This is a genomic window from Saccharothrix algeriensis (assembly GCF_016907655.1).
Lineage (GTDB): Bacteria > Actinomycetota > Actinomycetes > Mycobacteriales > Pseudonocardiaceae > Actinosynnema > Actinosynnema algeriense.
Genome location: NZ_JAFBCL010000001.1, coordinates 2806505 through 2829785 on the forward strand (window position 1 = coordinate 2806505; position 23281 = coordinate 2829785).

26 protein-coding genes are annotated in these 23281 nt (G+C 75.4%); 12 read left to right on the forward strand and 14 right to left on the reverse strand.

What is annotated here, in order from left to right; translation table 11 throughout:
* The first annotated feature begins 63 nt into the window (after window positions 1-63).
* On the forward strand, window positions 64-327 hold the full coding sequence (locus JOE68_RS12625; protein ID WP_204842550.1) for a DUF2530 domain-containing protein: 264 nt from the start codon (window positions 64-66) through the stop codon (window positions 325-327).
* Window positions 328-348: 21 nt separating this feature from the next.
* Here JOE68_RS12625 and JOE68_RS12630 read toward each other — a convergent pair whose 3' ends face one another.
* Together JOE68_RS12630 and JOE68_RS12635 are read right to left on the reverse strand one after the other, a co-directional pair.
* A complete protein-coding gene (locus JOE68_RS12630; RefSeq protein WP_204842551.1) occupies window positions 349-3186 on the reverse strand; it encodes a sacsin N-terminal ATP-binding-like domain-containing protein in 2838 nt (945 codons plus the stop codon).
* Window positions 3183-4067, reverse strand: coding sequence for a DUF3027 domain-containing protein (locus tag JOE68_RS12635; RefSeq protein ID WP_204846067.1), 885 nt, complete (start codon window positions 4065-4067; stop codon window positions 3183-3185). The genes JOE68_RS12630 and JOE68_RS12635 overlap by 4 nt, the downstream gene beginning before the upstream one ends.
* Window positions 4068-4157: 90 nt before the next feature.
* Here JOE68_RS12635 and JOE68_RS12640 point away from each other — a divergent pair, with 90 nt between their 5' ends.
* The 3 genes from JOE68_RS12640 (at window position 4158) to JOE68_RS12650 (ending at window position 7092) form a co-directional block, all read left to right on the forward strand.
* Entirely contained in the window at window positions 4158-4919 is a 762-nt protein-coding gene (locus JOE68_RS12640; protein WP_346038991.1) for a glutaminyl-peptide cyclotransferase, read from the forward strand.
* Between the two features lie 104 nt (window positions 4920-5023).
* The gene (locus JOE68_RS12645) at window positions 5024-6607 is read left to right on the forward strand and encodes an MFS transporter (protein WP_204842552.1); all 1584 of its coding nucleotides are present in this window, start codon (window positions 5024-5026) and stop codon (window positions 6605-6607) included.
* 11 nt (window positions 6608-6618) lie between these two features.
* Window positions 6619-7092, forward strand: coding sequence for a DUF2771 family protein (locus tag JOE68_RS12650; protein WP_204842553.1), 474 nt, complete (start codon window positions 6619-6621; stop codon window positions 7090-7092).
* 28 nt (window positions 7093-7120) lie between these two features.
* Here the strand turns inward: JOE68_RS12650 and JOE68_RS12655 are convergent, their stop codons facing one another.
* Window positions 7121-7507, reverse strand: a complete 387-nt coding sequence (locus JOE68_RS12655; RefSeq protein WP_204846069.1) for a cold-shock protein — start codon at window positions 7505-7507, stop codon at window positions 7121-7123.
* 138 nt (window positions 7508-7645) lie between these two features.
* Here JOE68_RS12655 and JOE68_RS12660 point away from each other — a divergent pair, with 138 nt between their 5' ends.
* Window positions 7646-7837 (forward strand): hypothetical protein, encoded by a 192-nt coding sequence (locus JOE68_RS12660; protein WP_204842554.1) that lies wholly within the window; start codon window positions 7646-7648, stop codon window positions 7835-7837.
* Between the two features lie 120 nt (window positions 7838-7957).
* On the opposite strand, the gene JOE68_RS12665 is transcribed toward JOE68_RS12660, so the two are convergent.
* Window positions 7958-8596 carry an HAD family hydrolase gene (locus tag JOE68_RS12665; RefSeq protein WP_204842555.1) on the reverse strand — a complete coding sequence of 213 codons (639 nt, stop codon included), beginning with the start codon at window positions 8594-8596 and terminating at the stop codon, window positions 7958-7960.
* 54 nt (window positions 8597-8650) lie between these two features.
* On the opposite strand from JOE68_RS12665, the gene JOE68_RS12670 reads away from it, so the two are divergent.
* Genes JOE68_RS12670 through JOE68_RS12680 form a run of 3 tightly spaced genes read left to right on the forward strand, consistent with a single transcriptional unit; the run spans window position 8651 to window position 10847 of the window.
* Window positions 8651-9196, forward strand: a complete 546-nt coding sequence (locus JOE68_RS12670; protein ID WP_204842556.1) for a TetR/AcrR family transcriptional regulator — start codon at window positions 8651-8653, stop codon at window positions 9194-9196.
* A 52-nt stretch (window positions 9197-9248) separates the two neighbouring features.
* Window positions 9249-10448 carry an Nramp family divalent metal transporter gene (locus JOE68_RS12675; RefSeq protein ID WP_204842557.1) on the forward strand — a complete coding sequence of 400 codons (1200 nt, stop codon included), beginning with the start codon at window positions 9249-9251 and terminating at the stop codon, window positions 10446-10448.
* A 24-nt stretch (window positions 10449-10472) separates the two neighbouring features.
* Window positions 10473-10847, forward strand: coding sequence for a YccF domain-containing protein (locus tag JOE68_RS12680; RefSeq protein ID WP_204842558.1), 375 nt, complete (start codon window positions 10473-10475; stop codon window positions 10845-10847).
* A gap of 34 nt (window positions 10848-10881) precedes the next feature.
* Here the strand turns inward: JOE68_RS12680 and JOE68_RS12685 are convergent, their stop codons facing one another.
* The 3 genes from JOE68_RS12685 to JOE68_RS12695 all read right to left on the reverse strand — a co-directional run bounded on the left by JOE68_RS12685 (window position 10882) and on the right by JOE68_RS12695 (window position 13086).
* The gene (locus JOE68_RS12685) at window positions 10882-11667 is read right to left on the reverse strand and encodes a metallophosphoesterase (protein WP_204842559.1); all 786 of its coding nucleotides are present in this window, start codon (window positions 11665-11667) and stop codon (window positions 10882-10884) included.
* 144 nt (window positions 11668-11811) lie between these two features.
* Window positions 11812-12606 (reverse strand): HAD-IIA family hydrolase, encoded by a 795-nt coding sequence (locus JOE68_RS12690; RefSeq protein WP_204842560.1) that lies wholly within the window; start codon window positions 12604-12606, stop codon window positions 11812-11814.
* A gap of 18 nt (window positions 12607-12624) precedes the next feature.
* Window positions 12625-13086, reverse strand: a complete 462-nt coding sequence (locus JOE68_RS12695) for a MarR family winged helix-turn-helix transcriptional regulator (protein ID WP_204842561.1) — start codon at window positions 13084-13086, stop codon at window positions 12625-12627.
* A gap of 104 nt (window positions 13087-13190) precedes the next feature.
* Between JOE68_RS12695 and moaA the strand changes: the two genes are divergently transcribed.
* The 3 genes from moaA (at window position 13191) to JOE68_RS12710 (ending at window position 15567) form a co-directional block, all read left to right on the forward strand.
* Window positions 13191-14249 carry a GTP 3',8-cyclase MoaA gene (moaA, locus tag JOE68_RS12700; RefSeq protein ID WP_204842562.1) on the forward strand — a complete coding sequence of 353 codons (1059 nt, stop codon included), beginning with the start codon at window positions 13191-13193 and terminating at the stop codon, window positions 14247-14249.
* A gap of 1 nt (window position 14250) precedes the next feature.
* Complete coding sequence (locus tag JOE68_RS12705; protein ID WP_204842563.1) at window positions 14251-14505, forward strand: MoaD/ThiS family protein; 255 nt, start codon at window positions 14251-14253, stop codon at window positions 14503-14505.
* A gap of 378 nt (window positions 14506-14883) precedes the next feature.
* On the forward strand, window positions 14884-15567 hold the full coding sequence (locus JOE68_RS12710; protein ID WP_239562223.1) for a LysM peptidoglycan-binding domain-containing protein: 684 nt from the start codon (window positions 14884-14886) through the stop codon (window positions 15565-15567).
* A gap of 601 nt (window positions 15568-16168) precedes the next feature.
* On the opposite strand, the gene JOE68_RS12715 is transcribed toward JOE68_RS12710, so the two are convergent.
* From JOE68_RS12715 to JOE68_RS12735, 5 genes are all read right to left on the reverse strand, one after another.
* Complete coding sequence (locus JOE68_RS12715) at window positions 16169-16594, reverse strand: molybdenum cofactor biosynthesis protein MoaE (protein ID WP_204842564.1); 426 nt, start codon at window positions 16592-16594, stop codon at window positions 16169-16171.
* On the reverse strand, window positions 16591-17064 hold the full coding sequence (locus JOE68_RS12720) for a MogA/MoaB family molybdenum cofactor biosynthesis protein (RefSeq protein ID WP_307819653.1): 474 nt from the start codon (window positions 17062-17064) through the stop codon (window positions 16591-16593). Before JOE68_RS12720 ends, JOE68_RS12715 begins: the two co-directional genes overlap by 4 nt.
* Complete coding sequence (moaC, locus tag JOE68_RS12725; protein WP_204842566.1) at window positions 17061-17534, reverse strand: cyclic pyranopterin monophosphate synthase MoaC; 474 nt, start codon at window positions 17532-17534, stop codon at window positions 17061-17063. The genes JOE68_RS12720 and moaC overlap by 4 nt, the downstream gene beginning before the upstream one ends.
* A gap of 10 nt (window positions 17535-17544) precedes the next feature.
* Window positions 17545-18933, reverse strand: a complete 1389-nt coding sequence (locus tag JOE68_RS12730) for an NAD-dependent malic enzyme (protein ID WP_204842567.1) — start codon at window positions 18931-18933, stop codon at window positions 17545-17547.
* Window positions 18934-19183: 250 nt separating this feature from the next.
* On the reverse strand, window positions 19184-19369 hold the full coding sequence (locus tag JOE68_RS12735) for a hypothetical protein (protein ID WP_204842568.1): 186 nt from the start codon (window positions 19367-19369) through the stop codon (window positions 19184-19186).
* A gap of 84 nt (window positions 19370-19453) precedes the next feature.
* Here JOE68_RS12735 and JOE68_RS12740 point away from each other — a divergent pair, with 84 nt between their 5' ends.
* The gene (locus JOE68_RS12740; protein ID WP_204842569.1) at window positions 19454-21697 is read left to right on the forward strand and encodes a helicase-associated domain-containing protein; all 2244 of its coding nucleotides are present in this window, start codon (window positions 19454-19456) and stop codon (window positions 21695-21697) included.
* Window positions 21698-21940: 243 nt separating this feature from the next.
* Here the strand turns inward: JOE68_RS12740 and JOE68_RS12745 are convergent, their stop codons facing one another.
* Both JOE68_RS12745 and JOE68_RS12750 read right to left on the reverse strand, forming a co-directional pair.
* A complete protein-coding gene (locus JOE68_RS12745) occupies window positions 21941-22546 on the reverse strand; it encodes a GTP-binding protein (protein WP_184691328.1) in 606 nt (201 codons plus the stop codon).
* The gene (locus tag JOE68_RS12750; protein ID WP_204842570.1) at window positions 22527-23276 is read right to left on the reverse strand and encodes a DUF742 domain-containing protein; all 750 of its coding nucleotides are present in this window, start codon (window positions 23274-23276) and stop codon (window positions 22527-22529) included. Before JOE68_RS12750 ends, JOE68_RS12745 begins: the two co-directional genes overlap by 20 nt.
* Window positions 23277-23281: the final 5 nt, after the last annotated feature.

The window sequence follows — 23281 nt, forward strand, 5'->3', positions numbered from 1 at the left end:
GGTCGTCGGTGGGCGCCGGCGGAGTGCGCCGCGCGCGGGTTTCCGCCAGGTAGCCTGCCTGACGTGGCCGAACAGACCCAATCGACGCCCGCTCCGCCGCCGCTGCCGGCCCGGCTGGCGGACCCGGCGCCCGCCATCGCCGCGGGCACCGCGCTGTGGCTGCTGGCGTTCGCGGTGGTCCTGGTCTTCTACCGGGAGGAGACCACGCTGCTGTGGACGTGCCTGGCCGGCGGCGTGCTCGGGGTGATCGGCTACGGGATCTTCCGGTGGCAGCGCTCGGCGGCCCGCCGGGGCTCCCGCACGGCCCAGCAGGGGCTGGTCGAGTAGCCCGGCGCGCCGGGCGACCCGTCAGCCGAGCAGCACCGCCGGCGTCGGGTCGGCGATCAGGGCCGCGAACGCGTGGCGGTCGGCCCACCGGCCGGTCGACCACGCCAGCGCGCGGGCCAGGCCCTCCGGGGTGTCGGCGGCGTGCGGCACGGAGCCGTCGACCCACCAGGGCACCTCGTGGTGCTCGCCGTCGGCGGCCACCACCAGCTCGTCGTGCACCACGACCGGCGTCGCCGGCAGGTCCACGCCCAGCAGGTCGCAGGCCAGCCGGACCGCGCCCAGCTCCGCCCACACGACCTCGTCGCCCTCGCCGACGACCTCCCCCGCGACCTCCTCCGAGGCCAGGGGCAGGGCCAGCAGCTCGGCCAGCGCCTCCGCCGCGCCGCCGGCGGCGTCGGCGGCCAGCACCTGCGCGGCGGGCAGCACGCCGATCAGCCACGGCAGGTCGAGCACCACCACGTCGTCCGCCGGCACCGCCGCACCGGTCAGCACCCTTACCCGGTCGGGTGGTTCCGCGTCCACCGAGTCGGCGACCTCCGCCAGCGCCGCGTGCACGCGCAGCACCAGGGCGTCGGGCACCGCGCGCTCCGGGTCGCCCAAGCGGGCCAGCAGGTCGGCGACATCGTCCTCGTCCAGGACCTCCAGGGACGACCGCACCCCGGCCGCTGCCAACACGTGCGGCGGCAGGCCGACGTCGGGGACCTCGTCGTAGAGGCCGGCCAGGCCGACCGCACCCGGCAGCCGCCACGCCGACGGCGGCGCGCCGCCGAGCGAGGCGTACCGGGCCAGCCACCAGCCGGTGTAGCCGTCGGGCTCGGCCACCGCCCGCCACGTGGTCGGGTCGGCGGCCATCAGGCGCAGCGCGTCGGGCCACCGGTCGCGGGCCACCAGGTCCAGGTCGCGGATGCCCCGGACGCGCGCGGGCGGCTCGTCCGCCGCGTCCCACCAGCCGCCCTCGTCGGCCAGGTCGTGGTCGGGCCCGGTCGGCTCGTCGTCCACCACGACCGTGAAGCCGTCCAGCACGCCCACGCCGGTCAGCACCGCGCGCGGCCACTCGGCGGCCACCGCCGCGTCGAGGACGCCGATCGGGGCGTCCTCGACCAGGACCGGCAGCAGCGCCGAGTCGGGCAGGGCCAGCTCGTCGGCCCGGCGCCACTCCCCGGTGGAGTCCGGCAGCGCCAGCTCGGCCAGCCACGGGCGCCCGCCGGCGCGCTCCACCAGGGACAGGACGGTGCGGACCAGGTCCGGGCCCTCCACCGCCGGGTCGTCCAGGCTCCGGTGCACGGCCTCGCGCACCGCGTCGGAGTCCAGCAGCTCGGCCGGGCCCGCCTCGGTCGCGCCCAGGCGCAGCAGCAGCGGATGGGCCGCCGCCGGGTGGGCGACGCGCATCCCCGACAGCTCCACCGGGAGGTCCGACGACAGCAGCAGCACGCCGCGCGGCGAGCCGACCAGGCGGCCGTCGGCCAGCGGCACGGGCAGGGCGGCCAGCTCCTCGCGGACCGCCGAGTCGACGTCCGCCAGCGGCGCCAGCGCCGCGTAGACCCGGTGCCACCACTCCGGGTCGCCGCCCACCCCGGCCAGGGCCTCGACGACCTCGCCGACCGACATCCGGGGCACCTCCAGGGCGGCCAGGGCCCTGGCGTGCTCGGGCAGCGTCAGCTCGGCGTCGAGCAGGCCGGGCACGACGTCCTCCAGCAGCTCGACCAGGTCCTCCGACGGCGCGTCCAGCACGCGGGCCGCCGCGGGCGCCGCCCACTCGCCGTCGGCCAGCGGCAGCCAGGCGGCCGAGCGCAGCGCGGACAGCACGCCGGCGCGCAGCAGGCCGTCCACCTCGGACAGCGGGAAGCCGGGCAGCGGCACCAGCGCGGTGCGCTCCACCGCGGGCAGCGCGGCCACCAGGTCCGGGTAGGCGCGCGCGGCCCGGTCGAGCACGTGGGAGGCCGCCGGGCCCACCAGCACCCGCCGCCGGGACGGCTCCACCGGCAGCGACGCGATCAGGCGCGCGGGCAGGGACAGCTTCTCGTCGGTCGGCGTCGGCGCGTGCAGGACGTCGCCGGTCAGCGGCTCGTCCATCGGCCACGCCCAGCAGGCCGCCCAGTGCGGGCGGGACTCGACGCCCTGCACCAGCTCCGCCGGCAGCTCACCGCCGACCCGGTGCACCCGCCAGCGCGCCCGCCCGGCCGGCCCGGTCAGCACGACGACGCCGTCGTCCTCGGTGCGCTCCCAGGCGTCCGCGCCGACCTCCACCCGGCGCAGGCCGGGCAGCGCCAGCAGCAGGTCGGGCACCTGGTCGGCGAACTCGGCCAGCAGCGCCGGGCCGTCGACCTCCAGCGGCAGCCGCACCTCGGTGTCGAAGCCGGCCGGCAGGTCGGCCTCGTCGGTCGGCCACACCAGCCGCAGCACGGGCACGTCGCCACCGCGCGCGGACGCCAGCTCCGGCACGGCCTGGCGGGTGCGGGACGCGGAGAACAGCACGCCGCCGGACCGGGAGACGACGCGGGGCGCGTCGGTCACCGCCAGCACGGCGGCGAAGCCGACGCCGAACCGGCCGACGGCCGCCGCGGACTTCGCGGAGGCCCGCAGCGACGCCAGCGCCGCCACGCCCTCGGCGGTCAGCGGCGCGCCGGTGTTCGCGGCCCGCAGCTCACCGTCCACGAGGGACAGCCGCAGGACGCCGGGCTCGTCGCCGGCGGCGTCGGAGGCGTTCTGCGCCAGCTCCACCAGCAGGCGGTCGCGGTAGCCGCCGAGCCTCAGGTCCTCCTCGGCGTTGGCGTCCTCGCGGAAGCGGGTGGGCGAACCGCGCCACGCCGCGAGCACCGACTCGCGCAGGGCCTCGGTGCCGAACGGGTCGCGGCTCACCGACCGGGCTCGGGCGCCGCGTCGGCGCCGGCGGGGCTCTCGTCGGTCGGGCTCGCGTCAGCCTGGTTCGCGTCGGCGGCGATCGCGGCCTCGGCGGTCGCGGCCTTCGCCGGCTCGGCGGTCGCACCGCCCCGGGCGGGGACCGGGTTCGCCTCGACGTCGAGCACCGCGTCGTCGTACACGAGGTCGGCCACCGGCACGGCCGGGACGTTCTCGACCTCGACCTCGGAGTGCGCGCCGCAGCCGTACTCGACGTGCACCACGTGGCCGTCGGCGGGCGTCAGCTCGTTCGCGCACACGCCGAACGCCGCGCCCAGGGAGCCGGCGACCCGGAGGTAGAAGCCGCACGTGCCGCACTTCGCGGGCGCGCTGCGGGCCATGTCGCTGCGCGGGCCGAAGTCGCCGCCCTGCCAGCGGGACGCCGCGTCGAGCACGCCCTCGCGGGAGAGCACCCGCACGCGGCCGAGCCCGACCTCCAGCGCGACCTCCTCGACCGCCGGGTCGTCGGAGCCGACGTAGCCGGGGGCGAGCCGCGGGTCGTCCTCCTGCGGCGGGAGCAGGTCGCCCACGCCGAGGTCGCCGGCGCGCACCCGCTCGTGCCACGGCACCCAGTCCGGCGCGACCAGCGCGTCCCGGCCGGGCAGCAGCACGACCTCGGAGACCGAGGCGGGCGTGCCGGGGCCGGCGAACGCGACGGTCACCGCCCAGTTCCAGCCCCGGTAGCCGGCATGCTCGGCCTCGAACAGGTGGGTGACCGAAGCCTCGTCCTCGGCGAGCACCCCCACGTGGTCGCCGACCGGTTCGGCGCCGGCCTCCTCCTGCGCGGCGGCGCGGGCGAGCGACACCGCCCCGGAGTCGACGAGCACCGGGTCGGCGAGCACTGGGTCGGGCTGCTGGGTCGGCGTGGCGGTCACGGGTGAATTGTGCCGCACGTCGGCGCGGGCCCGCGCACACGTGCCACCCTTTTCGACGTGCGGTGGCTTCCGGTGGTCCCGGTCCTCGTCCTGGCGGCGGCGTGCACGAGCGCGCCCGGCGAGCCGGAGCGGCCTGCGCCGGGCGTGGAGGTGCTGGGCTCGATCCCGCACGACACCTCGGCGTTCACGCAGGGCTTCGAGCTGGCCGACGGCGTGCTCTACGAGGGCACGGGCCTGGTGGGGCAGTCGTCGCTGCGCGCCCTGGACCCGGCCACCGGCGAGGTCCGCGACCGGGTGGACCTGCCGCCGCCGCTGTTTGGCGAGGGGGTGACGGTGGTCGGCGACCACATCTGGCAGCTCACCTGGCGCGACGGCATCGCCATCCAGTGGGACCGCAGAACACTCGAAGAGGTGAAGCGCGTCACGTACGAGGGCGAGGGCTGGGGCCTCTGCCGGGACGGCGGCCGGCTGGTGATGAGCGACGGCACCGAGGAGCTGCGGTTCCTCGACCCGGTGACGTTCGCCGAGACCGGCCGGGTGACCGTGCGGCGCAACGGCATCCCGCTGGTGCGGATCAACGAGCTGGAGTGCGTCGACGGCCGGGTGTGGGCCAACCTCTGGCAGCTCGACGAGGTGGTGCGGATCGACCCGGGCACCGGCGACGTGCTGGACACCGTCGACCTCGGTTCGCTGCGCCCGGCGGACGTGCCCGCGAGCGACGTGCTCAACGGCATCGCGGCCGTGCCCGGCACCGACGAGTTCCTGGTGACCGGCAAGAACTGGCCGAAGGTCTTCCGCGTCCGCCTCCGGACGGGCTGAGCGCCGGCGGGCCTCCCCGGCGGCGTGCTCCGGACGGGTCACGACCGTGCTAACCGGGCGCAATGCCTGAGACAGCGCGGTGCCCGTGAGGCAGGATTGTCACCGTGACGCGTCCACGGCCGGAAGACCAGTCGCGGCGGTACCCGTGGGAAGACGACGAGTACAAGCCGCGCACCCGGCCCTACCCGACGCCGGGCGCGCCGCCCCCGCAGGGGCCGCCCCGGCAGGGACCGCCACAGGGCCCACCGCGGCAGGGGCCGCCGCACGGCCCACCACCCCAGGGACCACCACCGCAAGGCCCACCACCGCAAGGCCCACCGCCCGACGAGCGCCCGACCGCGCCGGCCGCGCCGAAGAAGCTCACCGTCACCCGCGTGGCGCTGTGGCGGACGAGGCAGCTCGGCGGCCAGGCGGTCGCGGCGTTCCGGAAGGCGGCCCACGCGGACGGCGCGAAGCAGTCGGGCCTGTCCTCCCTCACCTACGCGGTGATGCTGAACTACGCCGCCGACGCGGCGATGGCGGTGGCCCTGGCCAACACCCTGTTCTTCTCCGCGGCGGCCGGGGAGAGCAAGGGCAAGGTCGCGCTCTACCTGCTGATCACGGTCGCCCCGTTCGCCCTGGTGGCCCCGGTGATCGGCCCGGCGCTGGACCGCGTCCAGCACGGCAGGCGGTTCGCCCTGGCCGCGTCCTGCCTGCTCCGCGTGGTGCTGTCGATCGTCATGGCGACGAACTTCGACAACTGGGGCCTGTACCCGGCGGCCCTGGGCAGCATGGTGCTGTCCAAGTCGTTCACCGTGCTCAAGGCCGCCATCACGCCGCGGGTCCTGCCGCGCGACATCACGCTGTCCAAGACCAACGCCCGCATGACGATCTTCGGCCTCGCGGCGGGCGGCGTCTTCGGCCTGGTCGCGGCGGGCCTGGCCAACGTCTTCGGCTCGCCCGGCGCGCTGTGGTTCACCGCCGCGGTGAGCCTGGCCAACGCCTGGCTGTGCCTGCGCATCCCGTCGTGGGTGGAGGTCACCGAGGGCGAGGTGCCGACGTCCCTGCGGGCCCGGCCGCACAAGCCCAGGCGCCAGGCCCTCGGCCGCACCGTCGTGGTGGCGCTGTGGGGCAACGGCGCGATCCGGATGCTCACCGGCTTCCTGATGCTGTTCGCCGCGTTCGTGGTCCGCGCGCAGACCGAGGGCGACGCGTTCCTGCAGCTGCTCCTGCTCGGCGTGATCGCGGGCGCGGCGGGCGCGGGCAGCTTCCTCGGCAACGCCGTGGGCGCGCGGCTGCACTTCGGCGCGCCGGACCAGGTGGTGATCGGCTGCCTGGGCGCGGCGCTGGCGGTGACGGTCCTCGCCGCCGTCCTCCCGGGCCTGCTCACCGCCGCGGCCGTGGGCCTGGTCGGCGCGACCGCCAGCTCCCTGGCCAAGGTAAGCCTGGACGCGGTGATCCAGGACGACCTGCCCGAGGAGTCGCGGGCGTCGGCGTTCGGGCGCTCGGAGACCATCCTGCAGCTGGGCTGGGTCTTCGGCGGCGCGGTGGGCGTCCTGCTGCCGACCGAGTACTGGATCGGCTTCACGGTGCTGTCCGGCCTGCTGGCCTGCGGCCTGGTCCAGACGATCCTGTCCCGGCGGGGCAGCACGCTCATCCCGGGCCTGGGCGGCGACCGCCCGATCCGGCCCACGGCGGTGACGCCGTAGGCTGCCTGCCCGTGCGCCGAGTTCTGCCGTTCCTGCTGCTGCCGGTCGTCGCGGCCTGCGCCGCGCCCGCGGACCCCGAGGTCACCTTCCACGCGGACGGGAGGACCGTCACCGTGCGGCCGACCCAGTACTGCGACCTGAAGTCGGAGAACTGCGCGGTGGACCCCCGCGCGGCCGGGGTGCTGCGCGTCCGGCCGGGCAAGCCGGTGCAGATCTCCGTGCCCGGCGAGCTGGCCGGGACCGCCTGGTCGGTGAAGTTCACCTACCGCAACGCGCGGGGGGAACCGCAGGAACCGCTGCGCAGCAGGCTCTTCACCGACCGGGACCCGCGCTACGCCTACACGCTGGTCCTGCCCGAGCGGGACGACCAGCTGGAGAGCGTCGAGGTGCAGCAGTACGGCTCGCGGATCGAGGCCGGCTCGACCGGGGCCTTCGACTTCGTGGCCAGGGGCACCTGGGTGCTGTCGGTGGACGACCGGGGCTGAAGCCGCGCCCGGTCGCGGGCCGGCGGGCCTACGGGTCCAGCTCCCGCGCGACCGCCCGGACGACGTCGGCGATCAGCTTGGTGTTCTTGCGGTCCGGGTACCGCCCCCGCCGCAGCTCGGGCTGCACCTTCAGCTCCAGCAGCTTGATCATGTCCTCGACCAGCCCGTGCAGCTCCTCGGCGGGCCGCCGCCGGGCCTCCGCCACCGACGGCGCGGGGTCGATCAGCCGCACGGACAGGGCCTGCGGACCCCGCCGCCCCTCGGCCATGCCGAACTCGATGCGCTGCCCGGCCTTCAGGCCCTCGACGCCCGGGGGCAGGGCGGACTTCCGCACGTAGACGTCCTCGCCACCGTCCTGGGTGACGAAGCCGAAGCCCTTCTCCGAGTCGTACCACTTGACCTTGCCGGTCGGCACCGCGCTCACCAATCCCTCTGCAACCACACGACGAACGCGCCCCGGGCGTGCCCAGGACGCGTCCCACCAGGGTATCGGGAAGGCGCCCGCCGGGGCACCTCCGATTGCGCGACCGCACCCGCGACTACGCTCACCCCCATGTCGAGTCCGAAGCTGATGCCGCTGGCAGTCGCCCTGTTCGCGCTGGGCGTGGTGGCGATCGCGGCGATGTTCATCGCGGGCGAACCGGGCCTGCCGGCCTGGGTGTTCGCGGCGGGGTGGCTGCTCGCGCCCGCCGGGCTGGCGCTGGGCGTCTTCGGGGCCGTGCGCAACTCCCGCCGGCAGGGCTGACCCCGCGCGGGTCCCGGACCCGCCCGCCCGGTCGGCGGCGCGGGCCGTGCGCGCGGCCGGCGGCGCGGACCGGCGCGCGTGATCGGCGGCGCGGGCCGCCGCGCGTGATCGGCGGGCGGTTCAGGGGCGGGCGCGTTCCCCGGCGGTCAGCGCCCCCGCGTTCGCCCGCAGCCACGCCGGGAATTCGGCCAGCGACGCGAGCACCACGTCGGCGCCCTCGGCGGCCAGCTCCGCGGCGGAGCACGGCCCGCTCGGCACCGCGACGGCCACCGCGCCCGCCGCCCGCGCCCCGCGCACGTCGCCGACGTGGTCGCCCACGTAGGCGGCGGCCCCGAGCGCCTTGAGCGCCTCGGCCTTGCCGGTGGACCACAGCTCGCCGAAGAGGTGGTCCACCTCCCAGCCGAACGCGGCCAGGTGCAGCGCCGCGTTGGCGCGGTACTTGCCGGTCACCACGGCCGTCCTGCCGCCCAGCTCGCCCACCGCGGCAAGCGCTTGCGCGGCGCCCGGCAGGGCCACCGTCGCCGGGATGACGATGTCCGGGTAGAGCTGCCGGAACCGGGCGACGAGGTCGGGGACCTCCTCCTCCGGCACGCCGAAGTCGCGGTAGACCATGTCCAGCGGCGGGCCGAGGTTCGCCGCGAAGCGGGCGCCGTCGAGCCGGTGCCCCGACTCGGCCGCCACCGCGTCCATCACCGCCGCCATGCCGGGCCTGGGGTCGATGAGCGTCATGTCCAGGTCGAACCCCACGGTCAGCGGCACACCCCGAACAGTACGGGGGTTTGCGAAAACCGCTTCTGTGCCAAGCTGGGCGCCGTGACCGAACTCACCCGCCCGCTGCTCGAGGCGGCAGCGGAACTGTTGGCGCGGCACGGCTTCCGCGGTCTGCGCGTGGCCGACGTCGCCACCCGGGCGGGGGTGAGCAGGCAGACCGTCTACAACGAGTTCCGCAACAAGAACGGCATCGTCGAGGCGGTCACCCGGTACAAGACCGAGGAGTTCCTGGACGGCGTGCGGCAGCGCCTCGCCGACGCCCCGGACCCGGTGACCGGCCTGCGCGAGGCCGTGGAGTTCGTCTTCCGCCTCGCCGCGAAGGACCCGCTGACCGGCTCCGTGCTGGGCGGCACGCACGCCGAGGACATGCTCCCGCTGATCACCACCAAGGGCCACCCGGTGCTGGCGTCGGCCACCGACGTGTTCCTGGAGCACATCCGGCGGCACTGGCCGCTGCTGCCGCCCGAGCGCGCCGAGCTGGCCGCGGAGACCATCGTGCGGGTGGTGCTGAGCCACCTGCTCACCCCGGGCCGGGACGCGGTGCGCACCGTCGAGGCGGTGACCGCCGCGCTGCTCCCGCTGCCCTGACCGCCGGAAACCCGCCCCCACGGCGCCTCCGGCCTCTGGCAGCATTCGAGCCGTGACAGCTCTGGATCGGGTCCGCAGCGGCGCCGCCCTGCTGGGTCCGGCGTTCGTCGCCGCCATCGCGTACGTCGACCCGGGCAACGTCGCCACCAACACCTCCGCCGGCGCCCGCTACGGCTACCTGCTGCTGTGGGTCCTGGTCGCGGCCAACGCGATGGCCGGCCTCGTGCAGTACCTGTCCGCGAAGCTGGGCCTGGTCACCGGCCAGTCCCTGCCCGAGGCGGTGCGCGACCGCCTGCCGCGCCCGCTGCGGCTGGCCTACTGGGGGCAGGCCGAGGTGGTCGCCATGGCCACCGACCTGGCCGAGGTGCTGGGTGGCGCGATCGCGCTGAACCTGCTGTTCGGGCTGCCCCTGACGGTCGGCGGGCTGATCACCGGCGTGGTGTCGACGGCGCTGCTGCTCGTCCAGGACCGGCGCGGCCAGAAGCCCTTCGAGCGGGTGATCACCACGCTGCTGGTCGTGATCGCGGTCGGGTTCACCGCGGGCCTGTTCGTCGCGCCCGCCCCGGTCGGCGCCGCGCACGGCCTGGTGCCGCGGTTCGACGGCGCGGACAGCGTGCTGCTGGCCGCCGGGATGCTGGGCGCGACCGTGATGCCGCACGCCGTCTACCTGCACTCGGCGCTGACCCGCGACCGCCACGGCAGGGCGCCGCACCTGCTGGCGTCGACCCGGGTGGACGTCACCGTCGCGATGCTCCTCGCGGGCGCAGTGAACGTGGCGATGCTGCTGCTGGCGGCGACGGCGCTGGGCGGCTCGCCGGACGTGGACACGCTCGCCGGCGTCCACCGCGCCATCGACGCCGAGCTGGGCGGCGGCGTGGCGCTGCTGTTCGCCGTCGGGCTGCTCGCGTCCGGGCTCGCCTCCACCGCCGTCGGCTGCTACTCGGGCGCGGTGGTCCTGGACGGGCTGCTGCGCGTCCGCGTGCCGTTGCTCACCCGGCGCGTGGTGACCCTGGTCCCGGCGCTGGCCGTCCTGGCGCTCGGCGCGGACCCGACGCGCGCGCTGGTGCTGTCGCAGGTGGTGCTGTCCTTCGGCATCCCGTTCGCGCTGGTCCCGCTGGTGTGGCTGACCGCGCGGCGGTCGGTCATGGGCGAGCACGCCAACCACCGCGCGGTGACCGCGACGGCGGTCGGCGTCGCGGCGGCGGTGGTCGCGCTCAACGCCGCGCTGATCTGGTTGACGGCGTCGTCGTAGGCGGTGATCGGGCAAGATGGTGGCGTGCGGATCCTCCTGAACCTGATATGGCTGGTGCTGAGCGGGTTCTGGCTCGCCATCGGGTACGTGCTGACCGGCGTCATCTGCTGCGTCCTGGTCATCACCATCCCGTGGGGCCTGGCGTCGTTCCGCATCGCCAACTACGCGCTGTGGCCGTTCGGCCGGACCGTGGTCGACCGGCCGGGCGCGGGCGCGCCGTCGCTGGTCGGCAACGTGATCTGGGTCGTCGTCGCCGGGATCTGGCTCGCCCTGGGCCACCTGGTGAGCGGGGTGCTGCTGTGCGCCACGATCATCGGCATCCCGCTGGGCGTCGCGAACTTCAAGATGATCCCGGTGTCGCTGATGCCGCTGGGCAAGGAGATCGTCCCCGCGCCCTGACCCGGGCCCCGTCCCGGGTGGAGCGCGCCGGCCGCTACGCGCCGTCGTCCAGCCGCACCACCAGGCACGGCCCACCGCTGTAGAGCCCGGCGTCCACGGCCAGCACCCTGCCGTCCGCGTACCGCAGCGGCCCGTCGACCTCCGCGGGCGCGACGCCGAGCTGGTCGGCGATCACGCTGTGCCCGTGCACCACCTCGGTCCCGCCCAGCGCGTCGAGCAGCCCGGCGGCCACCGCGCCCCCGTCGGCGCCCCGGAACGCGTACCGGGTGGTCATCCTGCGCCAGCACTCCCACCAGGCGGCCAGGTCGTCGCCGCGCAGCACCTCGCGCACGGCGGCGTTGACCTCGTCGACGGACGAACCCCACTCCAGGTACGCCAGCGTGTCGGAGTGCATCAGCAGGTGGTCGTCCTCCAGGCGCAGCACCGGCCGGCTGGTGAGCCACTCGACGTGCTCGTCGGTCAGCCGGTCCTGGTCGCTGCGCAGGCCGCCGTTGAGCAGCCAGCTGCGGGCGAAGCTGCGCGGGGTCGGCGCGCCGGGCACGTCCTCGTCGCCGAACCGGCGCATCCCCAGCAGCAGGACCTCGTGGTTGCCGACCAGCGCGTCCACCTGCCCGCCCGCCTGCGCGGCGAGGCGCATCACGAACTCGATGACGCCCACGCCGTCGGGCCCCCGGTCCACGAAGTCGCCGAGGAACCACAGCCGGGCGTCGCCGCCCGCCCAGTCTCCCCCCTCGTCCACGAGCCCCCGGGCGTGCAGGGCGCGGGTCAGCTCGGCGAGGTGCCCGTGCACGTCGCCCACCACGAACAGCGGTCGGTCCACCCCTGCGACGATAAGCGACGTCGCCGCGCGGTGCGCGCAAGTCGATCACCCGGCGCCGCCGGCGGGCCGCGTGACCGGCCCGGACGCGCGCGCCGCCGGATTCACCGGCCTCCCCCGGCCGGGTGAACCCGGCGGCGGGGCGGGTCAGGGCTGGTCGGGGAACGGGTCCGCCGAGTGGCCGACCAGGTCGGCGATGGACCCGACGACCCGCGTCGGCCGGAACGGGTACAGCTCGGTGGTGGTCCCGGCCGAGATGCCGGTCAGCACCAGGACGGTGCGCAGCCCCGCCTCCAGCCCGGCCCGCACGTCGGTGTCCATCCGGTCGCCGATCATCAGGGTGTTCTCCGAGTGCGCGCCCAGCGCCCGCAGGGCGGACCGCATCATCAGCGGGTTGGGCTTGCCCACGTAGTACGGCTCGCGCCCGGTGGCGCGCTCGATCAGCGCGGCGACGGCCCCGGTCGCGGGCAGCGAGCCCTCCCGGGACGGGCCGGTCGCGTCGGGGTTGGTGGCGATGAACCTCGCGCCCTCCTCCACCAGCCGGATCGCCTTGGTGATGGCCGTGAAGCTGTAGGTGCGGGTCTCGCCGAGCACGACGTAGTCGGGGTCGCGGTCGGTCAGGACGTACCCGATCTCGTGCAGCGCCGTGGTCAGGCCGGCCTCGCCGATCACGAACGCCGACCCGCCCGGCCGCTGGGAGTCCAGGAACTTCGCGGTCGCCAGGGCGGAGGTCCAGATCGCCGCCTCGGGCACCTCCAGGCCGGTGCGGGACAGCCGGGCCCGCAGGTCGCGCGGCGTGTAGATGGAGTTGTTGGTGAGCACGAGGAACGGGGTGCCGCTCGCGGTCAGCTCGGCCACGAACTCGCTCGAACCCGGGATCGGGTGCTCCTCGTGCACGAGCACGCCGTCCATGTCCATCAGGTAGTTCCACCGCACGGCCATGCCGGCCATGCTGCCGGCTCACCCCCCGGCGACGCGCTCCCGGAAGACCTCGATCAGCGCCCGGTTGTAGCGCTCCAGCACCTCCCACTCGTCCGGGGTGAACCGGGACAGCACCTCGCGGAGGGTCTCCCGCGCGCCGATGAACAGGTGGGCGGACTCCTCGTCCGACGCGGTGACCTCGACCAGCACCTTGCGGCGGTCGTGCGGGTCGCGCACCCGGCGGACGTACCCGGCCCGCTCCAGCCGGTCGATCACGCCCGTCACCGCGCCGGTGGACAGCCCGGACAGCTCGGCGATCCGGCCCGCGGTGATCGGCTCCTCGGCGCGCACGGCCAGGTCGAGGCACTTCCCGTCGGTCGGCGACAGGCCCATCCGCTCGGCCGCGCGGCTGTGGAACAGGGTGGTGAGCGCGCTCGACTCCCGGGTGTAGGAGCCGAACCGCTCCACCACGTCGGCCGGGACGTCGTGCTCGCTCGTCATGCCGGACAACTTAGCCGCCGAGAGGTCGCCCCCGGCGCTCGTCCGGCCGGGCCCCGCCCCTCGTGGCGCCACCCCCGGTGCGGCGGAGCACTACCCTGGCGGAGGTGACGGCAGTCGACTTGGGACTACCCTCCGCGCGCGGCGCGCCCGGGGTGTCCGCCCGGCCGGACTCCCCCCTGCTGGTCGACCGGTTCGGGCGGGTGGCGACCGACCTGCGCGTATCGCTCACCGACCGCTGCAACCTGCGGTGCACCTACTGCATGCCCGCCGAGGGCCTCGACTGGCTGCCGAAGCCGGACGTGCTCACCGACGCCGAGCTGACGCGCCTGCTGGCCGTCGCGGTGACCCGGCTGGGCGTCACCGACCTCCGGTTCACCGGCGGCGAGCCGCTGCTGCGGCCGGGCCTGGAGGGCGTGATCGCGGCGGCGGCGGCGCTGGAGCCCCGGCCGCGGATCTCGATGACCACGAACGGCATCGGCCTGGCCCGGCGCGCCGGCGGGCTGGTGGCGGCGGGGCTGGACCGGGTGAACGTCTCGCTGGACACCCTGGACCCGGTCCGCTTCCGCGACCTGACCAGGCGCGACCGCCTCGACGACGTGCTCGCGGGCCTGGCCGGCGCGCGGGCCGCGGGCCTGGCGCCGGTGAAGGTCAACGCGGTGCTGATGCGCGGCGTGAACGAGGACGAGGCCGTGCCGCTGCTGCGGTTCTGCCTGGAGCACGGCTACCAGCTGCGGTTCATCGAGCAGATGCCGCTGGACCCCCAGCACGGCTGGGACCGCGCGGGCATGGTGACCGCGGAGGAGGTCCTGGCGGCGCTGCGGGGGGCGTTCGAGCTGGCGCCCGAGCCCGGCGAGCGCGGCGGCGCGCCGGCCGAGCGGTGGCTGGTCGACGGCGGGCCCGCCACCGTGGGTGTGATCGCGTCGGTGACCAGGCCGTTCTGCGCGGCCTGCGACCGGACCCGGCTGACCGCCGACGGCCAGGTGCGCAACTGCCTGTTCAGCCGGTCGGAGACGGACCTGCGCGCGCTGCTGCGCGGTGGGGCCTCCGACGAGGAGCTCGCCGACCGGTGGCGGGCGAACTCGTGGGCGAAGGCCGCCGGGCACGGGATCAACGACGCCGGGTTCCACCAGCCGGACCGGCCGATGAGCGCGATCGGGGGCTGAGGTGGTCCGGTTGACGGTGCGGTACTTCGCCGGCGCGCGGGCGGCGGCCGGGGTGCCGGACGAGAGCGTGGAGCTGCCCGGCGCGCCGACGGTGGCGCACGTGCTGGACGCGGTGCGCGCCCGGCACGGCGACGGGCTGGGGCGCGTGCTGGCGGCGTGCAGCTTCCTGCTGGACGGCGTGGCGGTGCGGGACCACGGCGCGCCGGTGGCCCCCGGCGCGCGGCTGGACGTGCTGCCGCCCTTCGCCGGGGGCTGACGAGGCTTATGCCACGTGTGAGTGAATACGTGAGCCAGACCTCACTGAACGTGATTTATCTCGGCGCATCTCGGAACGGAAACGGGACGGTAACGGCCCTCTGAGCTGGCTAAACGCTCAGCTCGCACGATCACCACGTATTGTTACAGTGATGCGCATCACGGCGGAGAACGTTTGGACTCCCGGACGCGGTTACGTACCGTCGCTCTCTGGTTGGCCCCGAACCGACCGAAAGCATGATCCGGGACCCGCACACCGCACCCCGTCCAGCGGTCCCGGCACCGAACCCCGAGCGAGGAAATTCCGCCGGACGGGGGCAGATCGACATCCCGGGCCCGAACCCGAGTCGGTCCCGCAGGTGTGGTGGGCGAGAGGCACATGGCTTCTTACCGAGGCAAGCACCGTCCCGCCGTCAGCGCCGCCGCCCGCACCGTCGCGAAGGTCGCCGTCGCCGGCGTCATCGTCGGCGCCCCGCTGGGCCTGGCCGCCGGCACCGCCAACGCCCAGGGCTCCGGCGTCAACTGGGACACGGTCGCCGCGTGTGAGAGCGGCGGCAACTGGAGCATCAACACCGGCAACGGCTACTACGGCGGGCTGCAGTTCCTGCCCAGCACGTGGCAGGCCAACGGCGGTTCCGGGATGCCCCACCAGGCGTCCCGCGAGGAGCAGATCCGCGTGGCCGAGAACGTCCTGCAGACGCAGGGCATCGGCGCGTGGCCGGTCTGCGGCCCGAAGGGCCTGGGCGGCGCCGCGGCCCCCGCCGCCGCCCCGCAGCGCTCCGCGCCCGCCCCGGCGCAGCCGCGCCCGGTGCAGCAGCAGCCGCAGCAGCAGCAGAAGCCGCAGCAGGCGCCGGTCAAGCAGGCCGCGCCGGCCCCGGCCCCCGTGGCCCTGCCCAGCACCAACCCGGCCGGCGACTACGAGATCAAGGCGGGCGACACCCTGTCCAAGATCGCGTCGGAGCTGAAGGTCGAGGGCGGCTGGGCGAAGCTGCACGAGCTGAACAAGCAGTTCATCCCGAACCCGGACCTGATCCTGCCGGGTCACAAGATCGCGACCAAGTGATCCCGGGGTCGGCCACGGCCGACCCGCCGGACCAGAGACCCCGCCGTTCCCCCCGACGGCGGGGTCTCTGCTTCGTCCGGGCCCCGCGCCCGGGCGGCGTCGCCGTCGACGGGAGGCGGGGGCCCGCGCCGCGTGGGATGATCGAACCGGGCCGGGCGCCCGACGCAGGAGCGGGCAGCGCCGGACCCGGCAGCGCGCCGCGGCACCCGACCACCACCGAACCGCCCGACTGCCGAACCGCCCAGCCGCCGGCCGGCAAGCCCGACCACCGGCCCACCAGAGCCATCCGAGCCGCCGGACCACCCGAGCCGCCGGACCACCCGAGCCGCCCGACCACCGGCCCGCCGCCCGACCACCCGAGCCATCCGAACCGCCGGACCACCCAAGTCGCCGGACCACCCGGCCACCGCTGGACCAACGGCCGCCGCTGACCACGCGAGCCGTTGAACCACTCGGTCACCGCCGAACCGCCGGGCGGCCGAAACCACCGGGCCACCTGAACCACCGGGCGCCCGAAGCGCCGGACCACCTGAACCGCCGGGCCGCCCGGATCACCGGGCCACCTGGGCCGCCGAACCACCGGACCGGTGGCCGCCGGGGATCAGGGGCAGTTGACCCACTCGTCGCTGCCGTCCGCGAACACCTGCCGCTTCCACACCGGCAGCCGCCGCTTCACCTCGTCCACCAGCTCCGAGCACACCGCGAACGCCTCCGCCCGGTGCTCCGCCGACACCGCGCACGCCAGCGCCACGTCGCCGATCCCCAGCCGCCCCACCCGGTGCGACACGGCCACCGCGCGCACCCCGGCGAACCGCCCGGCCACGTCGCCCGCGACCTCCGCCACGACCTCCGCCGCCGACGGGTGCCCCACGTACTCCAGCTCGCGGACCGACCGCCCGTGGTCGTGGTCGCGCACCACCCCGGCGAACGTCACCACCGCCCCGGCGGCGGGGTCGTCCACCAACTCCGCGTGCTCCGCCACCGACAGCGGCTCGTCGCTGACGGTCGCGCGCAGGACTCCGGTCATGCGTGGTCACCTCCGGCCAGTTGGTCCACCGCGTGCTCCAGCAGCGCGCCGAGCACCTCCAGCCCGTCGCGCACGCCACCGGTCGAGCCGGGCAGGTTCACCACGAGCGTGTGGCCCGCCACCCCGGCCACCCCGCGCGACAGCACGGCGGTGGGCACGCGCGGCCAGCCCGCCCCCCGGATGGCGTCCGCCACGCCCGGCACCTCGTAGTCGAGCACCGCCCGCGTCGCCTCCGGCGTGCGGTCGGTGGGGCTGATCCCGGTCCCCCCGGTCGTGATCACCACCGCCACCCCGGCGGCCACCGCCTCCCGCAGCGCCGCCTCGACCGGCTCGCCGTCGGGCACCACCGCGGCGTCCGGCACGTCGAACCCGCGGTCGCGCAGCCACGCCACGATGATCGGCCCGCCCCGGTCCTCGTACACCCCGGCGGCGGCCCGGTTGGACGCGGTGATCACCCGCGCCGCGCTCACGGGCGCTCCCACAGGCCGGTCTTGCCGCCCTCCTTGCGCTCGACCCGCACCGCGTCCATCGACGCCGCCGGGTCGACCGCCTTCACCATGTCGTGCAGCGCCAGGCCCGCCACGGCCACGGCGGTCAGCGCCTCCATCTCCACCCCGGTCCGGTCGGTGGTCCGCACGGTCGCGGTGACCCGCACCTCGGCGTCGCCCAGCTCCAGCTCCAGCTCCACGCCGGACAGCGAGATGGGGTGGCACAGCGGCACCAGCTCGGACGTGCGCTTGGCCGCCATGATCCCGGCGATGCGCGCCGTGGCCAGGGCGTCGCCCTTGGGCAGGCCGTCGCTGCGCAGCAGCGCCACCACCTCGCCCGTGGTCCGCAGCACGCCGGACGCGACCGCCGTGCGGGCCGTCGGCTGCTTGGCGGACACGTCCACCATGTGCGCCGCGCCGCTCCCGTCGAGGTGGGTGAACCGCTTGGTCATGCCGCCGATGCTAAGCCCGCTCGACGGCGGCCTTCCGGACGGCTTCGGCGACGGCGGGCGCCACGGAGCTGTCGAACACGCTGGGCACGATGAAGGACGCGTTGAGCTTCTCGCCGTCCACGACGTCCGCGATGGCGTTGGCCGCGGCCGTCATCATGGCGTCGGTGATGGAGCGGGCGTGCGCGTCGAGCAGCCCGCGGAACACGCCGGGGAACGCCAGCACGTTGTTGATCTGGTTCGGGAAGTCCGACCGGCCGGTGGCGACCACGGCGGCGTGCTTCTGCGCCTCCATCGGGTCGATCTCCGGGTCCGGGTTGGCCAGGGCGAACACGATCGCGTCCTGGTTCATGGTCGCGACCTGCTCCGCGCCGAACAGGTTCGGGGCGGACACGCCGATGAACACGTCCGCGCCCACCAGGGCGTCGTGCAGGCGCCCGCTGACGTTGTCGCGGTTGGTGACGGCCGCGATGGACTTCAGGTTGTCGTCCAGGCCCGGCCGGTCGCGGTGGACGATGCCGTCCACGTCGACCGCGACCACGTCGGCGGGCGACTGCTTGAGCAGCAGCCGGATGATCGCCGAGCCGGCCGCGCCCACGCCGCAGACCACGATCTTGCAGTCCGCCGGCTTCTTGCCCACCACCCGCAGGGCGTTGCGCAGCGCGCCGACGACGACGATCGCGGTGCCGTGCTGGTCGTCGTGGAAGACCGGGATGTCGAGCTTCTCGCGCAGCCGGGCCTCGATCTCGAAGCAGCGCGGCGCGGCGATGTCCTCCAGGTTGATGCCGCCGTAGACGGGGGCGATCAGCTCCACCGCGCGGATGATCTCCTCGGTGTCCTGGGTGTCCAGGCACACCGGCCAGGCGTCCACGCCGGCGAACTTCTTGAACAGCGCCGCCTTGCCCTCCATCACCGGCAGCGCCGCCGCCGGGCCGAGGTTGCCCAGCCCGAGCACCGCCGACCCGTCGGTGACGACCGCGACCGTGTTGCGCTTGATGGTCAGGCGGCGGGCGTCGTCCGGGTTCTCGGCGATCGCCTGGCAGACCCGCGCGACACCGGGGGTGTAGGCGCGGGAGAGGTCGTCGCGGTTGCGCAGCGGCACCTTGGAGGAGATCTCGATCTTGCCGCCGAGGTGGACCAGGAACGTGCGGTCGGAGACCTTGCGGACGACGATGCCCGGCAGCAGGCCCAGGGTGTCGGTGATGTCCTTCGCGTGGTTCGCGGACAGGGCGTTGCAGGTGAGGTCGATGATCACCCGGTCGGTGTGGGACTCGACCACGTCGAACGCCGTGATCACGCCGCCGGCCCGGCCGACGGCCGAGGTCAGGTCGCCGGCCGCGCTCGCCGACGGCGGCGCCTCCAAGCGGACGGTGATGGAGTAACCAGGGCCGGGGACCGGCATCGAACCTCCCAGAACGGCGCGCTCTCGCGGAGGGCGAGCCTAGTCCGCACGGATTAACGGAACGCGTGCGGCTCCGGGATGCCCGCCGACCGGCGGGAGGTGGGGTGCGGCCGGTCCGCGGGCCGCACCGGGCGTGCCGGCGGGCACCGCGCCGGGGCGGCACGCGGGCCCCTCACGGGCCCTGCGGGCGGAACCGCCCCCGCACCCGCCGACCGGCCGGCTGCCGGTCCGGGTCGGCGGGTGGTCCGGGTCAGCGGTTGATCTCGGTCTCCGGGTGGTGGTAGCCGAGGTCCTCCACCGGCAGGGGGAAGGTGACCTTGCCGAACGGGGACAGGGCGCCCTGGACGTCGCTGGCGAGCTCGCTCACCGCGTACTTGCCGTCCGCGGGCGGCTCCGGCCAGTGGGGGTCGATGCGCTCGGGGCGGGCCTTGGCCACGGTTCCTCCTCGGTGGTGCTGCACGTCGAGGTCAAGTGTGCCTCACCGGCTCGGGCGCGCGTGCGGCCCTATACCGTGGTGGGGATGTCCGGCACCACATTGGCCGAGTGGCTGCGCGCGCAGGACGACACCGCGCTCGTGGCGCTGTTGCGCGCGCGCCCCGACCTGGCCACCCCGCCGCCCGCCGACACGGTGGTGCTCGCCACCCGCGTCGGGTCGCGGGCCTCGGTCGCGCGGGCCTGCGAGGACCTGGACACGCTGACCCTGACGGTCCTCGAAGCGCTGCTGGTGCTCGACGCCGACCAGCGGCCGGTGCCGCTGGCGGACCTCGACCGGCTGTTCGACGTGGACGTGCGGCCGGCGGTCGACGCCCTGCGCGGCCGGGCTCTGGTGTGGGGCGACGACGGGGCCCTGGCCACGCCGCCCGCCACGCGCGACGCGGTCAACCCGTTCCCGTGCGGGCTCGGGCGGTCCGTGCCGGCCCTGGCCGACGCCGACCTCGACGTGCTCGGCGACGACGAGCGGCGCGTGCTGTCCGCGCTGGCGGCCGGCCCGCCGCTCGGGCAGACGAAGGACGCGGCGCACGTCGTGTCGCTGGCCGGCGCCCGGACGCCCATCCAGAAGCTGCTGGCCAGGGGTCTGCTGGTGCGGCGGGACGCGATGACCGTCGAGCTGCCGCGCGAGATCGGCCTCAAGGTCCGCGGGGACCGGCCGCTGGGCGAGGTCCGGGTGGCCGAGCCGCCGCTGACCACCGCCGAGCGCGACCCGGCCACGGTCGACAGCACCGCGGGCGGCGCGGCGCTGGAGCTGTCCCGGCACGTGGAGGGGCTGCTGACCGGCTGGTCCGAGGAGCCGCCGGCCGTGCTGCGGTCCGGTGGCGTCGGCGTCCGGGAGCTGCGCAGGGCCGCCAAGGACCTCGACGTCGACGAGCGGCGGGCCGCGCTGCTGGTCGAGCTGGTGGTCAACGCCGGCCTGCTGGCCGACACGGAGGGCGCCGAGCCGGAGTGGGTGCCCACCACGCAGGCCGACGCGTGGCTGGCCGCCGCGCCCGAGCACCGCTGGGCGACGCTCGCGCAGGCGTGGCTGGACCTGCCCCGGCTGCCGGGCCTGATCGGGCGGCGCGACGACCGCGACCGGCTGCTCACCGCGCTGGCCCCGGAGCTGAACCGGCCCGCCGCGCCGCGCGACCGCAGGCGGGTCCTGGAGGCGCTGGCCGCCCTGCCGCACGGCACGGCGGCGCCCGACCCCGACGAGCTGGCCGCCGTGCTGGCGTGGCGGGCGCCCCGGCGGGGCGGCCGGCTGCGCGACGACCTGGTGCGGTGGACCGTCGAGGAGGGCACCGCGGTCGGGGTGCTGGCGCTCGACGCGCTCACCGCGCAGGGCCGGACGCTGCTGACCGAGGGGCCCGGCGCGGCGGCGAAGCGGCTCGGCGACGCGCTGCCCGCGCCCGTCGACCACGTGCTGGTGCAGGCCGACCTGACCGTGGTCGCGCCGGGGCGCCTGGAGCCGGAGCTGGCGGAGGACATCGCGCTGGTCGCGGACGTCGAGTCGGCGGGCGGCGCGACGGTGTACCGGGTGCACGAGAACTCGGTGCGGCGCGCGTTCGACGCCGGGCGCACGGCCGCCGACCTGCACGAGCTGTTCCGCGCGCGGTCCCGCACGCCGGTGCCGCAGTCGCTGACGTACCTGATCGACGACGCGGCGCGGCGGCACGGCCGGCTGCGTGGCGGGGCGGCGGGGTCGTTCCTGCGCTGCGACGACCCGGTGCTGGTCACCGAGGTGACGGCCCACCCGGCGGCGGAGCGGCTGGAGCTGCGCAGGATCGCCCCGACCGTGCTGATCAGCCCCTACCCCCTGGCCGAGGTGCTGGACGGCCTGCGCGCGGCCGGTTTCGCGCCCGCCGCCGAGGGCCCGGACGGGCGGGTGCTCGACCTGCGGGCGGCCGGCCGGCGGACGGCGGGCAAGGGCCGGCGCAGGCAGGCGTCCCCCGCGCCGCCGTCGGAGGAGCAGCTGGGCGAGCTGGTGCGCCTGGTGCGGGCGGGCGACCAGGCGGCGACGACCGCGGGCGGCGCGCGGGTGTCCGTGCCGGGCCACCTGGGCGCCGGGCCGTCGGCCACGCTGGCGCTGCTGCAGCGGGCGGCGCGGGAGGGGCGCTCGGTGCTCGTGGACTTCGTCGACGGGCACGGCACGGCGGCGCGGCGCGTCATCACGCCGCAGTCCGTGGGCGGTGGCGTGCTGGAGGGCGTGGACGTCAGCTACGGCGAGGTGCGCCGCTTCCCCCTGCACCGCATCACGTCGGCGGCACTGGTCGAGGACAACCCGGCATAACGCCCGCTCAGGCGAAACAACCACCCGGTGGTGTGCCACCGCCGCGCACCTGTCACCGCCCTCCTACGGGTTCGTCGCGGGCGGTTCCGACGACCAAGCCGCACCACGTCGCCGTCCTCGCCCGACCACGCCGACAGCCAGCACAGCACGACAGGCGAACCGGATCCGCCCCGGGCCGAACCCGCGCAGGCCGCAGGGCGGTCCCTCCCCGACAGGAGGAACCGCCCCGGCACAACCCCGACCTCAGCCCGCCCGCACCGACATCCACTGGCGCATCGCGTGCTCCACCAGCGTGATCAGCGTCTGCTTCGTCGACTGCCGGTTGCGCGCGTCGCACGTCACGATCGGCACCGACTGGTCGATCGTCAACGCCTCCCGCACGTCCTCGATCCGGTGGTGCAGCAGACCGTCGAAGCAGTTCACGCCCACCACGTACGGCAGCTGCCGGTCGTCGAAGAAGTCGATCGACGCGAACGCGTCGGCCAACCGCCGCGTGTCCACCAGCACGATCGCACCGATCGCACCCCGCACCAGGTCGTCCCACATGAACCAGAACCGGTGCTGACCCGGTGTACCGAACAGGTACAGGATCAGGTCCTGGTCGAGCGACACCCGGCCGAAGTCCATGGCCACCGTGGTCGTGACCTTGTTCGGCGTCGCCGAGAGGTCGTCGACCCCCGCGCTCGCCTCGGTCATCACCGCTTCGGTGGTCAGCGGCACGATCTCCGACACGGAACCGACGAACGTCGTCTTGCCCACGCCGAAGCCACCGGCCACCACGATCTTCGCGGAGGTCGTCGGCTTCCGTGCGCCTTCGGCCGCGTCGGGGCTAGAGCCTGCGAAGCCCACTGAGCACCCTCTCAAGGAATTCAATGGACGGCCGGTCCCCCACGACCAAGCCACCCTGGTGAATCAAAACCAAACCCATGCTCGCCATGTCGCCGATCAGCACCCGCACGACGCCCAGCGGCAGCCGCAGCAGGGCCGCCACCTCCGCCACCGACCTGGTGTCGGTGCACAGCCCGCAGATCGAGCGGTGCTCGGGGAGCACCGCCGCGTCCCGCTCCTGACCCCGCTCGCTGGTGGACACCAGCGCCTCGATCGCGAGGTCGTAGTCCGGCCGGGTGCGGCCACCGGTCCGGGTGTACGGGCGGACCAGCGAGCCGGACTCGGCCGCCGGGTTCTCCTCCCGCCGCACGACCGGCTGCGGACCGGTCGTGTAGGGGAGCTGCTCGGGCACGCTGTCGGGCAAGCCGTGGGCGCCGAACAGGTCGGCGCCCGGACCTCCGAACAGCCCGCTGCCGTACCCGTCGATGTCGAACCGGTTGGGGACGTCGTCGTAGTCGTACGACGAGTCGTCAACCTCACGCTGAGACATATCGCCTTGCCCCTGCCCTGTGCCTTCGACCCGTGGAGGACCGGCCGCCCGACCGGCCCACGGGTTGGGTGCGTCCTCGGCTTCCTCGTCTGCTGAGGGGTCGGCATCCGGCTCGTCGAATCGGAAGCCCCCGACCGCCCACTCCTGGTAGTTGAAGTTCCTACCGAAGCGACGTCCGCCGGCGCCAGATCGTTCAGCCATTTACC

Excerpts from the sequence above, each read along its gene's own strand:
- JOE68_RS12740 (WP_204842569.1), top strand. The coding sequence starts at position 19,454 with ATGTCCGGCACCACATTGGCCGAGTGGCTGCGCGCGCAGGACGACACC.
- JOE68_RS12715 (WP_204842564.1), bottom strand. The coding sequence starts at position 16,594 with ATGACCGGAGTCCTGCGCGCGACCGTCAGCGACGAGCCGCTGTCGGTG.
- JOE68_RS12660 (WP_204842554.1), top strand. The coding sequence starts at position 7,646 with ATGTCGAGTCCGAAGCTGATGCCGCTGGCAGTCGCCCTGTTCGCGCTG.
- JOE68_RS12750 (WP_204842570.1), bottom strand. The coding sequence starts at position 23,276 with ATGGCTGAACGATCTGGCGCCGGCGGACGTCGCTTCGGTAGGAACTTC.
- moaC (WP_204842566.1), bottom strand. The coding sequence starts at position 17,534 with ATGACCAAGCGGTTCACCCACCTCGACGGGAGCGGCGCGGCGCACATG.
- JOE68_RS12710 (WP_239562223.1), top strand. The coding sequence starts at position 14,884 with ATGGCTTCTTACCGAGGCAAGCACCGTCCCGCCGTCAGCGCCGCCGCC.
- JOE68_RS12695 (WP_204842561.1), bottom strand. The coding sequence starts at position 13,086 with ATGACGAGCGAGCACGACGTCCCGGCCGACGTGGTGGAGCGGTTCGGC.
- JOE68_RS12730 (WP_204842567.1), bottom strand. The coding sequence starts at position 18,933 with ATGCCGGTCCCCGGCCCTGGTTACTCCATCACCGTCCGCTTGGAGGCG.
- JOE68_RS12690 (WP_204842560.1), bottom strand. The coding sequence starts at position 12,606 with ATGGCCGTGCGGTGGAACTACCTGATGGACATGGACGGCGTGCTCGTG.